Annotated in this window: 15 protein-coding genes; 12 read left to right on the plus strand and 3 right to left on the minus strand. The window is 70.6% G+C overall.

Going from position 1 to position 13685, the window contains the following annotated elements; genetic code table 11:
* Nucleotides 1–12: 12 nt before the first annotated feature.
* The 7 genes from ACIG87_RS21645 (at nucleotide 13) to ACIG87_RS21675 (ending at nucleotide 7457) form a co-directional block, all read left to right on the plus strand.
* Nucleotides 13–789 (plus strand): SDR family NAD(P)-dependent oxidoreductase, encoded by a 777-nt coding sequence (locus ACIG87_RS21645; protein ID WP_396852689.1) that lies wholly within the window; start codon nucleotides 13–15, stop codon nucleotides 787–789.
* Between the two features lie 143 nt (nucleotides 790–932).
* Nucleotides 933–2474: a Re/Si-specific NAD(P)(+) transhydrogenase subunit alpha gene (locus ACIG87_RS21650; RefSeq protein ID WP_396852690.1), complete on the plus strand. Its 1542-nt coding sequence runs from the start codon at nucleotides 933–935 to the stop codon at nucleotides 2472–2474.
* A gap of 3 nt (nucleotides 2475–2477) precedes the next feature.
* A complete protein-coding gene (gene pntB / locus ACIG87_RS21655; protein WP_396852691.1) occupies nucleotides 2478–3947 on the plus strand; it encodes a Re/Si-specific NAD(P)(+) transhydrogenase subunit beta in 1470 nt (489 codons plus the stop codon).
* Nucleotides 3948–4044: 97 nt separating this feature from the next.
* Complete coding sequence (locus ACIG87_RS21660) at nucleotides 4045–4824, plus strand: electron transfer flavoprotein subunit beta/FixA family protein (protein WP_396852692.1); 780 nt, start codon at nucleotides 4045–4047, stop codon at nucleotides 4822–4824.
* Between the two features lie 11 nt (nucleotides 4825–4835).
* Nucleotides 4836–5795, plus strand: coding sequence for an electron transfer flavoprotein subunit alpha/FixB family protein (locus tag ACIG87_RS21665; RefSeq protein ID WP_396852693.1), 960 nt, complete (start codon nucleotides 4836–4838; stop codon nucleotides 5793–5795).
* A 318-nt stretch (nucleotides 5796–6113) separates the two neighbouring features.
* Nucleotides 6114–6674 (plus strand): carboxymuconolactone decarboxylase family protein, encoded by a 561-nt coding sequence (locus ACIG87_RS21670; protein WP_396852694.1) that lies wholly within the window; start codon nucleotides 6114–6116, stop codon nucleotides 6672–6674.
* A 390-nt stretch (nucleotides 6675–7064) separates the two neighbouring features.
* Nucleotides 7065–7457 carry an SCO5389 family protein gene (locus ACIG87_RS21675; RefSeq protein ID WP_396852695.1) on the plus strand — a complete coding sequence of 131 codons (393 nt, stop codon included), beginning with the start codon at nucleotides 7065–7067 and terminating at the stop codon, nucleotides 7455–7457.
* Nucleotides 7458–7569: 112 nt separating this feature from the next.
* On the opposite strand, the gene ACIG87_RS21680 is transcribed toward ACIG87_RS21675, so the two are convergent.
* Nucleotides 7570–7962, minus strand: a complete 393-nt coding sequence (locus tag ACIG87_RS21680; protein ID WP_396852696.1) for a Fur family transcriptional regulator — start codon at nucleotides 7960–7962, stop codon at nucleotides 7570–7572.
* Between the two features lie 437 nt (nucleotides 7963–8399).
* On the opposite strand from ACIG87_RS21680, the gene ACIG87_RS21685 reads away from it, so the two are divergent.
* Both ACIG87_RS21685 and ACIG87_RS21690 read left to right on the plus strand, forming a co-directional pair.
* Nucleotides 8400–8873 carry an RrF2 family transcriptional regulator gene (locus ACIG87_RS21685; protein WP_396852697.1) on the plus strand — a complete coding sequence of 158 codons (474 nt, stop codon included), beginning with the start codon at nucleotides 8400–8402 and terminating at the stop codon, nucleotides 8871–8873.
* Between the two features lie 179 nt (nucleotides 8874–9052).
* Nucleotides 9053–10279: an MFS transporter gene (locus tag ACIG87_RS21690; RefSeq protein ID WP_396852698.1), complete on the plus strand. Its 1227-nt coding sequence runs from the start codon at nucleotides 9053–9055 to the stop codon at nucleotides 10277–10279.
* Nucleotides 10280–10407: 128 nt separating this feature from the next.
* On the opposite strand, the gene ACIG87_RS21695 is transcribed toward ACIG87_RS21690, so the two are convergent.
* The gene (locus tag ACIG87_RS21695) at nucleotides 10408–11190 is read right to left on the minus strand and encodes an SAM-dependent methyltransferase (RefSeq protein WP_396852700.1); all 783 of its coding nucleotides are present in this window, start codon (nucleotides 11188–11190) and stop codon (nucleotides 10408–10410) included.
* A 189-nt stretch (nucleotides 11191–11379) separates the two neighbouring features.
* Here ACIG87_RS21695 and ACIG87_RS21700 point away from each other — a divergent pair, with 189 nt between their 5' ends.
* On the plus strand, nucleotides 11380–11865 hold the full coding sequence (locus tag ACIG87_RS21700; RefSeq protein ID WP_396852702.1) for a hypothetical protein: 486 nt from the start codon (nucleotides 11380–11382) through the stop codon (nucleotides 11863–11865).
* Here the strand turns inward: ACIG87_RS21700 and ACIG87_RS21705 are convergent.
* On the minus strand, nucleotides 11830–12741 hold the full coding sequence (locus ACIG87_RS21705; RefSeq protein WP_396852904.1) for a glycosyl hydrolase family 65 protein: 912 nt from the start codon (nucleotides 12739–12741) through the stop codon (nucleotides 11830–11832). The two genes, ACIG87_RS21700 and ACIG87_RS21705, sit on opposite strands and share 36 nt — an antisense overlap.
* Between ACIG87_RS21705 and ACIG87_RS21710 the strand changes: the two genes are divergently transcribed.
* Complete coding sequence (locus tag ACIG87_RS21710) at nucleotides 12692–12889, plus strand: hypothetical protein (protein ID WP_396852703.1); 198 nt, start codon at nucleotides 12692–12694, stop codon at nucleotides 12887–12889. The genes ACIG87_RS21705 and ACIG87_RS21710 overlap by 50 nt on opposite strands.
* Nucleotides 12890–13005: 116 nt before the next feature.
* A complete protein-coding gene (locus tag ACIG87_RS21715; protein WP_396852704.1) occupies nucleotides 13006–13635 on the plus strand; it encodes a phosphatase PAP2 family protein in 630 nt (209 codons plus the stop codon).
* Nucleotides 13636–13685 lie beyond the last annotated feature (50 nt).

Raw genomic sequence — 13685 nt, forward strand, 5'->3', positions numbered from 1 at the left:
TTTGGAGACATCATGAACTCATCCATCGTCGGCCGGACGGTCCTCATCACCGGCGCTGCGGAACGTGCGGGCCGCGTCTTCGCGCGCAGGTTCGCGGCGGCCGGGGCGGCCGTGGTGGTTAACCACTGGAAGCAGACGGCACTCGCCGACGAGACCGTCAAGCTCATCCGCTCCGAGGGCGGCGAGGCGATCGCCGTGGAGGCGGACGTGTCGAACACCGCGGACGCCCGCCGGCTCGTGGACCAGGCGGTGGCCTGGCGCGGCGATCTCTCCGTGCTGATCCACAACGCCAGCTCGCTGCGCTCGAAGGAGTTCGAAGAGGTGACCGAGGACGACTTCGACGCCTCGTTCGGGATCAACATCCGGGGACCGTTCTTCCTCAGCCAGGCCGCAGCGGCGGTCATGAAGAAGCAGGGGCGCGGCAGGATCATCGCGCTGGTGGGAAACTCGACCAACGAGGCATGGCCGAACCTGATTCCGCACGGCCTGTCCAAGACGGCCCTGATCAGGCTCATGGAGCAGCTCGCCGTCGCGCTGTCTCCCACGGTGCAGTGCAACGCGGTGGCACCGACCCAGTTCTTCCGCTCGGACGACGGCACCAATGACGCGCTGCGTCGCTACCGCGGTGAACCGCTCGTCGACGGCGACACCTACCGTGTCGGGACGCGGTACGAGTTCCGCAACGGTGATGCCGACGACGTCGCGGAGACGTTGCTCTTCCTCTCGACGTGCTCGTCCTACTTGAATGGCACGGTCATCCGTCTCGATGGCGGCAAGGCTCTCTACTAGCGACATCCCACCGTCCGTCACGGCCCGGGATCGCACCGGTCGTCCGCGGGCCACGGCAGGGGCCGGTGGCTCGCAGCCGCCCCGCGCTCCCTCGGCTTTCCGGGCAGGGTGGGCACGGTGAAATCGAGAGAGGGACGATACTCATGCTGATCGGCATCCCGAGCGAGTCGGAACAGGGTGCCCTGGTCGCGGCGACCGCCAGGACCGTGTCCCCACTGACCAAACTCGGCTACGACGTGATCGTCGAGTCGGGCGCCGGCGACCGTGCCGACCAGCCTGACAGCGCGTTCACCGACGCTGGTGTCCGGGTCGGCACGACGCAGGAGGTGTGGGCCGCCGACGTCGTCGTGAAGGTCAACGCCCCCACCCACGAGGAGATCAGCCGGCTCCGGCGGGGTGCCACGATCATCTCGATGATGGCGCCGGGCCGTAGCCCCGAACTGTTGGAGAAGCTGCAGGCGCAGGGCGTGACCGCGCTCGCCATGGACGCTGTGCCGCGGATCTCGCGCGCGCAGTCGATGGACGTGCTGTCCTCGATGGCGAACGTCGCGGGCTACCGCGCCGTGGTCGAGGCCGCGCACGAGTTCGGCCGGATGTTCACCGGCCAGGTGACCGCGGCGGGCAAGATCCCGCCGGCCCGGGTGTTCGTGGTGGGTGCCGGTGTCGCGGGTCTGGCCGCGATCGGTGCCGCGTCGGCGATGGGTGCGGTCGTGCGCGCGTTCGACGTGCGTCCCGAGGTGGCCGAGCAGGTCGAGTCGGTGGGCGCGCAGTTCGTCGAGCTGGACAGGTCCGTGTTCGAGGCGGAGCGGTCATCCGACGGCTATGCCAGGGAGATGACCGCGGAGCAGCAGGCCGCGACCGCCGCGGTGTACGACGAGGAGGCGCGCGCCGCCGACATCGTCATCACCACCGCGCTGATCCCCGGACGTCCGGCGCCGAGCCTGCTCACCGCCGAGACCGTGGCCGGGATGCGGAACGGCTCCGTGATCGTCGACATGGCCGCGGCCAACGGTGGCAACGTGGCGGGCACCGTGGCGGATCAGAAGGTCGTCACCGGGAACGGCGTGACGATCCTGGGCTACACCGACCTCGCCGGCCGCCTGGCCGCGCAGACGTCGCAGTTGTACGGCACCAACATCGTCAACCTGCTCAAGCTGCTGACCCCCGAGAAGGACGGCAACCTGACGCTGGACTTCGACGACGTCGTCCAGCGCGGCATCACCGTCGTGAGGGAGGGCGAGTCCACCTGGCCGCCGCCGGCCGTACCGGTCAGGGCCGCCCCCGCCACCGCGACTCCCACGGTTGCCGCTGCGGCCACGGAGCAGAAGGCACCGCTGTCCGCAGCTGCGAAGGTCGGCCTGGTGCTGGGCGGCATCGCCCTGTTCTGGCTGGTCAACGCGACCGCGCCGGACCCGATCCCGCGACACTTCACCACGCTGATGCTCTCGGTCGTGATCGGTTACTACGTCATCGGCAAGGTGGCACACGCGCTGCACACGCCACTGATGTCGGTCACCAACGCGATCTCCGGTGTGGTCGTGGTCGGTGCGCTGATCCAGATCGCGTCGGAGGACACCACCGTACGGATCCTCTCCGCTGCGGCGACTCTGCTTGCCTCGATCAACATCTTCGGTGGCTTCGCGGTCACGCGGCGCATGCTCGGCATGTTCCAGAAGGGGCTGTGAGCAATGGACATCATCTCCACCACTGGCGCGGCGTACATCGTCGCCGCACTGTTGTTCATCCTCTCGCTGGCGGGCCTGTCGAAGCACGAGTCCGCCAGGAACGGCCTGACCTACGGGATCGTCGGCATGGCCGTGGCGCTCGTCGCCACCGTGGCCCTGGTCGTCGACGTCACCACCGACCTCGACGGCGGCACGGTGTCGATCTCGCTCATGCTGGCCTCGATCGCGGTCGGTGCCGTGATCGGCCTGTGGCGGGCCAAGATCGTCGAGATGACCGGAATGCCGGAACTCATCGCGCTGCTGCACAGTTTCGTCGGACTCGCCGCCGTCGCGATCGGCTGGAACGGCCACCTCACGGGCGCGCACTACGCTCTGGCGAGCCTCAACAACATCCACGAGGCCGAGGTATCGATCGGCATCTTCATCGGCGCGGTCACCTTCACCGGCTCGATCGTCGCCAACCTGAAGCTCTCGGGAAAGATGAAGTCCGCCCCGCTCATGCTGCCGGGCAAGAACGTCATCAACATCGGTTCGCTGGTCCTCTTCACGATCCTCACCATCGTCTACACCGCCACCTACGCCGACAGCGCCGGCCAGGATGCCGTCCTCGTCGTGTTGACGGTGCTCGCTCTGGCCCTGGGCTGGCACCTGGTCGCCTCCATCGGTGGCGGCGACATGCCGGTCGTGGTCTCGATGCTCAACAGCTACTCGGGTTGGGCCGCAGCCGCCTCGGGGTTCCTGCTCGGCAACGACCTGCTGATCGTGACCGGCGCGTTGGTCGGCTCATCCGGCGCCTACCTGTCCTACATCATGTGCAAGGCGATGAACCGTTCCTTCATCTCCGTCATCGCCGGTGGCTTCGGCGTCGCGGCCGGTCCCGGAGGTGAGAAAGACTACGGCGAGCACCGCGAGATCCAGGCCGACGCCGTCGCCGAACTGCTGGCCGGCGCGTCCTCGGTGGTCATCACCCCCGGCTACGGCATGGCGGTGGCACAGGCGCAGTACCCCGTCGCCGACCTGACCGCGAAGCTCCGGGCCAGGGGCGTCGACGTGCGGTTCGGCATCCACCCCGTGGCGGGTCGCCTGCCCGGCCACATGAACGTGCTGCTGGCCGAGGCCAAGGTGCCCTACGACATCGTGTTCGAGATGGACGAGATCAACGACGACTTCGACACCACCGACGTGGTTCTGGTCATCGGTGCCAACGACACGGTCAACCCGGCCGCGTCGGAGGACCCGTCCTCGCCGATCGCCGGCATGCCGGTGCTGAAGGTCTGGAACGCCCACGACGTGATCGTCTTCAAACGGTCGATGGCCACGGGCTACGCCGGCGTGCAGAACCCGCTGTTCTTCCGCGACAACAGCCAGATGCTCTTCGGCGACGCCAAGGAGCGGGTCGAGGACATCGTCCGAGCCCTGGACCGTGTTCCGGCGGTCGGCGGGGCGGCCAGCTATCGTCCGGCGCTGGCCTGACCATGTCGGGTGTCCGGGCCGAAGAGGTCTCAGCACACTGTGAGCCATACGTCGCGGCCCGGCCCGACGAACAACGTAGAAGGGATATCGAAGCGCGATGAACATCGTCGTACTGGTCAAGCAGGTGCCTGATTCGGGTGCGGACCGTAGCCTGCGTGGTGACGACCATACTGTCGATCGCGGTTCGGCGAGCAATGTGATCAATGAGATGGATGAGTACGCGATCGAGGAGGCGTTGAAGGTCAGGGAGGCGCATGGTGGTGAGGTCACGGTCCTGACGATGGGTCCGGATCGGGCGGTCGAGTCGGTCCGTAAGGCGCTGTCGATGGGTCCGGACGCTGCGGTGCACATCCTCGATGATGCTCTGCGCGGGTCCTGTGCGGTGGCTACCTCGAGGGTGCTTGCTGCTGCTTTGGGGCAGTTGGATGCTGATCTGGTGATCTGTGGTGCGGAGTCGACTGATGGTCGGGTGCAGGTGATGCCGCACATGATCGCCGAGCGGTGGGGGGTCGCGGCGTTGACGGGTGCGCGCAAGCTCACCGTCGACGGGGGGATGCTGACGGTGGAGCGGCAGACGGAGGAGGGTTACGAGGTGGTCACCGCGTCGATTCCGGCGGTGGTGTCGGTGTGGGACACGATCAATGAGCCGCGTTATCCGTCGTTCAAGGGGATCATGGCGGCGAAGAAGAAGCCGGTGCGGACGCTTTCCCTGGCTGATCTGGGTGTGGCGTCGGTTGAGGTGGGTGTGGAGGGTGCGACCAGTGTGGTGGTCGGGCATTCCAGGCGTCCGCCGCGTTCGGGTGGTGTGAAGGTCATCGATGAGGGGTCCGGCGGTGTGCGGTTGGTCGAGTTCCTCGCTACTGAGAAGTTCGTGTGAGGGGTGTGAACATGGCTGAGGTTCTTGTTGTCGTTGAAGCCACCCGGGAGTTCGGCGTTAAGAAGGTCACCCTGGAGATGCTCACCCTTGCCCGTGGGTTGGGTACCCCGAGTGCGGTGGTGCTCGGTGGTGTCGGTGCCGGCGGGGCGTTGAGCGCGAAGCTTGGTGAGTACGGGGCGGAGAAGGTCTACGCGGCGGAGAGTGAGGAGATCGACGGGTACCTGGTGGCTCCGAAGGCGGCTGTGCTGGCTGAGCTGGTCGGCCGGGTGCGGCCGGCGGCGGTGTTGTTGGCGTCGGTTCAGGAGGGTAAGGAGATCGCGGCCCGGTTGGCGGTCAGGCTGGACAACGGCGTCCTGACCGATGTGGTCGGCTTGGACGCTGATGGTATTGCCACGCAGGTCGTGTTCGCCGGGTCGACCGTCGTCAGGTCGAAGGTGACCAGGGGGTTGCCGTTGGTGACGGTGCGGCCGAACTCGGTGACCCCGGTTCCGGCGGCGGTCAGCCCGGTGGTGGAGCAGCTCATCGTGTCGGTGGGGGATGTCGACAAGTTGGCCCGGGTCGTGGAGCGGGTCGTCGAGCAGAAGGGTTCCCGTCCGGAGTTGACCGAGGCGTCGGTGGTGGTTTCGGGTGGTCGTGGTGTCGGCAACGCCGATAACTTCGCGTTGGTCGAGGAGTTGGCGGATCTGCTCGGTGGGGCGGTCGGGGCGTCGCGGGCGGCTGTCGATTCCGGTTACTATCCGCATCAGTTCCAGGTCGGGCAGACCGGCAGGACCGTGTCCCCGCAGCTGTACGTCGCGTTGGGTATCTCCGGGGCGATCCAGCACCGGGCCGGTATGCAGACCTCGAAGACGATCGTCGCGGTGAACAAGGACGACGAGGCCCCGATCTTCGAACTGGCCGACTACGGCGTGGTCGGCGACCTATTCAAGATCGTCCCCCAAGCCACCGAGGAGATCCGCAAACGCACATGAGGCGGGGGCACTGCCGCTGGCATGAGCCTGACGACCGCAGACTGCGGAACGCCCCGGGCAGCCACCCGGGGCGTTCCCGTACCCCTCGCCGGGTACGCGGCAGACCATCGAGTGCCGGATTTCGGTGATCTCTCTGGTCGGTGGAGCGGATCTGTTCGGCGGGAGCACCGCCATCGACGCCGGGCCGGATGCCGAGGTAGGGCAGACCGGCGGCAGACGTACCCGAGACGTTGACGAGATCGATGGACGTGGCTCAGGCTGGACGCCAGCCCGTCTCACGAAGCCCCGGGTGTCGACCGGTTCGGCGAAGGAGTGCGCATGCCACACATCACTCTCCACACCAACGAACCCGGGATTCGCGGTCTGTTCCGGTTCAGGCCGGAGACAGCGCTGCCGCTCAACGGGCTGGTCGAGGCGTTGCTGTGCGCCCCCGGCACGTTGACCCGTGGCGAACGCGAACTTATCGCGGCCTATGTGTCGGGGCTCAACGAGTGCCGGTACTGCTACTCCGCCCACGCGGCGTACGCGGCAGCGCAGCTTCCCGAGGGCATGGCCCTGGTCGAGCAGGTACATGACGATGTGGACGGCGCACCGCTGTCGGCCAAGATGCGTGCACTGCTCGACGTCGCCGGCGCGGTCCAACGCGGTGGCAAGGAGGTCACCGAGGATCTGGTGACCGCCGCCCGGACCGAGGGCGCCACCGATGTGGAGATCCATGACACGGTGCTGATCGCCGCCGCGTTCTGCATGTTCAACCGGTACGTCGACGGGTTGGCCACCGTGCTCCCGGACGACCCCGACTTCTACACCGACCGGGCGAAGCGGATCGCCGCCCACGGCTACCTCGGCGTACTCCAGCAGGAGGTCACCCCCCGGTGAGTAGCCCGGCGACCCGGGAACAGGCTCCGCCGGTCATCGCCCTGACGGCTGCCGTGGTGGCCACCTGACGGCCCTTCCCGGCTGGGCACCTGGTGGCGGTGTACGGGTTGGTTTCGCACCAGGCTGAAGCAGCTGTTGCAGAAGCGCCAGTCCGTCCGACACCGGTGGCAACGTCCATGCCTGCTGCCCATTTCCCGGCACCCGGCGTGAGATGTCGACGGCGGGGAATCCACGTGCCCCGTTCTCGCGCCACGCGGCAGGGCACAACGTGTTCGGCGAGCGGGACGTACGGGCGACCGGAGTGTCGGCGTTGACGCCGACGGGGTGACGTGGTGTGCTCGCAGCGTTGGCGCTAACGACATCCATAATCATTATCACCTGAGGAGGATCATGTCTCTCACCGTGCCGCCCACCCTGCTGGAAGCCGCCGAAGCGGGCCCCGTGACCGACCAGGACTTCATCGCCTGCGTACAGGATTCCCTGCCGTACGCCTGGCAGACCGTGAGCCGGGTCGTCGCCGACCTGGAGTCGTCCGGGTCGGACCGGGCCGACAACGTCGTGCCCCCGCCCGGCGAGGCGGAGCGCGGGCAGTTGCTGCGTGCACTGGCCAGCGACGCCATCCGAGGCAGCCTGGAGCGCCACTTCGGGGTGAAGCTGGCATTCCAGAACTGCCATCGGGTTGCCGCGTTCCGCCCGTCGGCGGTCGACTCGGAGCCCTACCGACGCTTCGTCTCCACCCGTGGCCAGCTCCTGAACCAGTCCCCCGAGCTGCGGAACTGCTGACGCGCATCTGATTCCGGTGGGCGGGTCGGCGTGCGGTCACACACCGCCCCGCCCGCCGGACACCAGGCCGCAGCACATGGAAACGCTTGTCGTCAACGCGCAGCGTCGCCGGTCAGCGGGCGCACTCCGCGCAGGTGCCGAAGATCTCGAAGGTGTGCCCGACCTCGGTGAAGCCGTGCTGGGCGGCGACCTGGTCGGCCCACCGCTCGACCGCCGGCCCGGCCACCTCCACCGTGCTGCCGCACTGCCGGCAGACCAGGTGGTGATGGTGCCGGCTCTGGCTGCACCGGCGGAACAACTGCTCGCCGCCGGGTAGCCGGGTGGAGTCGATCTCCCGGGCGTCGACGAGCAGTTGCAGGGTGCGGTAGACCGTGGTCAGCCCGACCCGGGCCTTGCGGGCCACCAGCATCTGGTGCAGTTGCTGCGCGGTGTGGAAACCGTCGACCTCGCGCAGCAACGCCAGCACCTCACCGCGCTGACGCGTGTTCCGGGTCACGTTCGGCATCGCCTGGGTCACCGTACCGCCGTCTCCGCTCGTCGCCTCGACCCCCGACCGGCGGCCGTCGCTGCTCCTCGCCTCCGTCGGTCCGGGCGGAGGCCGTACACCCATTATGCGGTGCGCATATGGGCACGCCACGGCCGCTGGCGGCGCGGGACCGACGGCCACCCGCCTCGGCGCGGGTCCACCCCGGCGGCACGGCGGGTCGATCCGGCGAGGGTGGATCGGGCGACAGCCGCGACCGGGGCGGGGGCCGCGTGCCGCGACCGGGCGATCATCCCTGGTACGCACGCCGCCGCACACCGACGGGTCGGATGGGCACCCGCGTTTCCGGCCCGGCAGCGCCGACCCACCGAAGAACCAGGATGGGCATCCGCCGTTTCCGGGCCGGCAGCGCCGACCCACCAGATCGAACCAGGATGTGTACTATCCTGATTATGCGGATGAGCGAGCAGGTCGAGTGGGGGCTGCACTGCTGCCTCACCCTCGCCTGGATCGGCGGCGAACACCCGATGCCCGCCGCCCGGCTCGCCGAGTGGTTCGAGCTGCCTCCGGCGTACCTCACCAAGTGCCTCCAGGCCCTGACCAGGGCCGGCATCCTCCAGTCGGTGCCCGGTGCGCGCGGTGGGTTCCGACTCGCCCGCCAACCGGCGGAGGTGACCGTGATGGACGTGGTGGTGGCGATCGACGGGGCCGACAACCCGTTCCGCTGCACCGAGATCCGCCAGCGTGGCGCAGGGGTCGACCCCTCCGCGCCGGAATTCCGCACGCCGTGTGCCATCAGCACCGTCATGCACCGTGCCGACCTGGCCTGGCGGCGCGAGTTGGCCGGTCACACCCTGGCCGACCTGCTCGAATCGGCTCCGCCGGAAGCGGCCGAACGCACCCGTCGCCGCTACGCGCTGCTGCGCGGCTGACGCCCCACCCGCACCCACCCCCGCGACTGCCGACCCACCGCCGCTGAACCACCGGCCGGCGGGTCCGGCCGGCGGGTCGGGCGTTCCCTGCCGCCCGGCCCGGCCTGTCCGCATCCGAACTCCCGTGCCCGGCGCGGTTCGCCGCACCACCGCACACTGCCCCGCACACCGGAGACCTCATGTCCCACCTGCACACCCGCACCGGCCCGGGGCCGGCCACCACGGCCCCGCCCAGCCGGGGCCTACGGTTCACGTTGATCCTCGCAGCCGGCACCTTCGCCGTCGGCACCGACGCGTTCGTGGTCGCCGGCCTGCTGCCCGACATGGCCGCCGCCCTGCGGGTCTCCACCGCCGCCGCCGGGCAGTCGGTGACGGTGTTCGCGATCTCGTACGCGATCCTCGCCCCGGTGCTGTCCACCCTGACCGCCCGGCTGCCGCGCCGTACCCTGCTCGTCGCCGCACTGCTGGTGCTCGCCGCCGGGAACCTGGTCTCGGCGGGTGCCGGCACGCTCCCGGTGCTGATCGTCGGCCGGGTCGTCGCCGCCGCCGGTGCCGCCGCGTACACCCCCAACGCGGGTGCCGTCGGCACCTCGCTGGTGCCGCCCGCGCTGCGGGGGCGGGCCCTGGCGGTGGTGATCGGCGGGCTGACCGTCGCCACCGCGCTCGGCGTCCCGCTCGGTGGGCTGACCGGCCGGTGGCTGGGCTGGCGGGCCGCGCTCACCGCGGTGGCCCTGCTGGCGCTCGCCGTCGCGGTGGCCGTCCGGCTGGCCATGCCCGCGCTGCCCGGCGGCCCGGCGGTGCCGTTGCGCACCCGGCTGACCACGCTGCGCCGCCCGGCCGTGCTCGCCGTGCTGCCGCTCACCGTGATCGGGATGACCGCCTGCTACACCGTGTACGCCTTCGCGGTGCCGACCCTCGGCGCGCTCGGCGTCAGCGCGTACCAGGTCAACCTGATGTTGCTGCTCTACGGGGTGGGTGCGATCGCCGGCAACCTCGCCTCCGGGTACGCCACCGACCGGTGGGGCGCGGTCCCGGTGCTGGTCGTCGGGTACGCCGCGCTGGCCGTCGCGCTGGGTGTGCTCGGCGCGCTCAGCACCGCCGGGTCCGCCCCGACACCTCTGGTCGGACTGCTGGTCTGCGCGTGGGGCGCGGCGAGCTGGTGCCAGACCCCGGCACAGCAGCACCGGTTGATCGCCGCCGCGCCGCAGCAGGCCCCGCTGGTGGTGTCGCTGAACTCGTCCGCCATCTACCTCGGCATCGGCCTGGGCACCACGGCCGGTGCGGCGGCGCTGACCGCCGGAGTGCCGGCCATGTACGCCCTCGGCACGGTCGGGGCCCTGGTCGCGCTGCTGGTGCTCCAGCTCGGACGGCGGATCATCCGCCGGGCCGAGGCGGTGGCACCGTGACCGCTGCACCCGGCCCGGCCGGAGCGGCACCGCAGGACCCGTGCCCCGCCCGGCCGGAGCGCCATGCAAGATCCATGACCCGCCCGGCCGGAGCGTCATGCAGGACCCGTGCCGCCTGCGGCAGACGGTCAGCGGCGCAGGCCCATCCCGGCGTAGCTGTGGGAGACCCGCTCCTGCGGCTCCCCGTCGGGACGCCACTCGGCCGACCGCACCAGTCCCGGATCGAGCAGGTCGTAGCCGTCGAAGAAGCGCAGGACGTCGGCGTACGTGCGGGGCACCAGCGGGGCGCTGCTGCGCTGGTAGACCGCCTGGCCCTGCTGGGCGGGCAGCGGCGGGGCGTCGTCCAGGGTGAGGTGGGAGAGGATCAGCGGGCTGCCGGGCACGGTCGCCTCCCGCAGCCGGGTGACGGCGGCGTACGGCTGCTCGGCGTCGGCGACGAAGTGCAGCACCGCCACCAGCAGCACGGCGACCGGCCGGTCGAAGTCGATCACGGCCCGCACGTCGGGGTGGGTCAGCAGCTCGTCCGGGTGGCGCAGGTCGCCCCGGACGACGGCGGTGCGGTGGTCGACCGGCAACAGCCGCCGGGCGTACGCGACGGCGACCTGGTCGTAGTCGACGTAGACCACTGTCGAGTCGGGGGTGACCCGGCGGACGATCTCGTGCACGTTGCCCTGGGTGGGCAGCCCGGCGCCGATGTCGAGGAACTGGCGTACCCCCAGCTCGGCGGCGTGCCGCACGGCCCGGCGCAGGAAGTGCCGGTTGGCCTGGGCGGAGATGCCGGTGTCCGGAAAGATCCGCAGGACCTGCTCGGCGGCGGCCCGGTCGGCGGCGAAGTTGTGGCACCCGCCGAGGAAGTAGTCGTACATCCGGGCCACGTTCGGCCCCTGCTCGGCGTCGATCGGCTCGGTCATCGGCCCTCCCTTCCGCTCGCGGTCGTCGGTGCGCAGGCACGGCCCACCGCCGCGCGGCGAGCACGTCGCGCCCTGATGTCTAGCACCCGGGGCGATGACCCGCTGACCCGCCGTGTCGGCGATCCGGCTGCGCCGAGCCGGTACGTCCCGGTATGACGGTGACACCGACTGTCGGCGAGGAGGCACCCGATGAACACTGCCCGGGAGACCGTGGAGGTGGACCCGGCCCTGTTCCGGGCCGTGTACGACTCACCCGCCTCGCTTCCGGGGCGGCACCGTTGGACCACCCCGGAGCACGACGTACGCCGGCTGGAGAAGCTGCTCGGGATGCCGGCGCAGAGCATCGGCGCACCGTTGTGGGTCAGCGGCGACGAGCCGGACTGCCCCAAGTGCGGACGCCGGGCCACCTGGCTGGACATCGTCGCGTCGGCCCTGAAGGGGGTGCACGACCCGACGATGATCGCCACGGTCATCCTCGGCGATCGCCGGTACGTCAACACCGAGGTCCCGGACGCGATCGCCGGGGTGCACTGCCTCGACTGCCACACCCCGATCACCGGGCTGCGCAGCTTCAAGTGCCACAACTGGGCGTACGCCTTCGAGGAGCTGGCGGCGGTGCGGGAGCGGATGCGGGGCGGGTCAGGCCCGACGGGCCGGCCGCCGGCCGGCGGGTGACGGTGGTTCCGGCCCCGGGTCGGGCACCGGCGGCATCGGCCGGGTCACCGCCGTCCCGCCGGTGACGGTGACCGGCTCCCCGGCGTGCCGCAGCTCGACCGCCGTCGCCGGGTCGGCGTCGGGCAGTTCGTAGCGGGCCTCGTCCCGGGTCAGGGTGACCCGCAGCCGGTGCCCGTGCCAGCGCAGGTGGAAGGCGAGCCGGTCGATCCGGGCCGGCAGTCGGGGGGTGAACGACAGCCCGCCGGTGTCGTCGCGCAGCCCGCCGAAGCCCTCCACCGCCGCCGTCCACGCCCCGGCCAGCACGGCCAGGTGCAGCCCGTCGCCGGTCTTGTCGCCGAGGTCGGCGAGGTCGTGCAGCGCCGCCTCGGCGAACAGGTCGTATGCCAGGTCCAGGTGGCCCAGCTCGGCGGCCAGCACGGCCTGGGAGCCGGCGGAGAGCGACGAGTCGCGGACGGTGCGGGCCTGGTAGTAGGCGAAGTTGCGGGCCTTGGCCTCGGCGGTGAACTCCCCCGGGCAGCGCTGCATGGCGAGCACCAGGTCGGCCTGCTTGACCACCTGCCTGCGGTACAACTCCAGATAGGGGAAGTGCAGCAGCAGCGGATAATCGTCGTCGGTCATCGCCGCGAAGTCCCACTCGGGCTGCTCGGTGAAGCCGGCCGCCTGCTGGTGCACCCCGCGCTTGCGGTCGTAGGGCAGGTGCACCGCGTCGGCGGCGGCCCGCCAGCGGGCGGTCTCCCCGGCGTCCACGCCCAGCGTGGCCGCCCGTGCCGGGTGCCGTTCGGCGGCGTCGGCGGCGCCGCGCAGGTTGCGCCGGACCATCAGGTTGGTGAAGACGTCGTCGTCGACCAGGGCGGCGTACTCGTCGGGGCCGGTGATGCCGGTGACGTGGAACGCGCCGGCGCAGCGCGCCCCGGGTCACCTCGGGCAGCAGGTACGTCAGGACCGGCAGCACGTAGCTCTCGGTGTCCCACAGCTCGCCCGGCGCGAGCCGACCCTCGACGGTCAACCGCGGGGGCCGCTGTGAACTCGCTGTGACGAAGGTCAGGGACAACCCTGCACTGTTGCACGATGTGGCCGGTCCAGGTGTTTTCTACGTTCCGGCGGAGACAAACACGGTATGAACTCTTGGTGAGGTGAGTCATGACCCAGACCGGCACGACAGATATTCCCGACATCAGCGTGGAGTGGTACCACGACGTCGTCGAGGTGGCCGACTCCGCCCCGGCCCCGGTGCAGTGGTTCGCGGTGCACTTCACCGAGGGGGTGGTCCTGCTGCTCGGCCTGCTGCTGGTGGCCGTCGCCGTGCCCCGGCTGCTCCGCGCCGACCCGTGGGGCCGGGCCCTCGCCCTGGTCGCTCCGGCCACCGTCGTCCTGGCGTACGGGTGCAGCGAGGCGCTCAAGTCGGTGGTGGACGAGGACCGGCCCTGCCGCAGGGCGGTCGCCATCCTGGCCGACCAGTGCCCGCCGACCGGCGACTGGTCCTTCCCGAGCAACCACGCCACCATCACCGGCGCGCTGGCCACCGCCATCCTGCTGCTGTCCCCCCGGTGGGGCCTGCTCGCCGCCCCACTGGCCCTGCTCGCCGCGTTCTCCCGGGTCTTCGTCGGGGTGCACTACCCGCACGACGTCCTCGCCGGCCTGCTCCTCGGCGTGGCGGTGACCCTGCTGGTCACCCCGCTGGTGGCCCGGCCCCTCGGTGAGGCGCTGCGCCGCCGCGCCACCCCGGCCGAACGCGAACCGGTCAGCACCGGCCCCCGCCCCCGCCACTGAGCATCCGACCCGGCCCTCACCCCCGGCCGGAAGCCGCAACGGCTCGCCGG

The organism is Micromonospora sp. NPDC051925 (assembly GCF_044548625.1).
Classification (GTDB): Bacteria; Actinomycetota; Actinomycetes; order Mycobacteriales; family Micromonosporaceae; genus Micromonospora.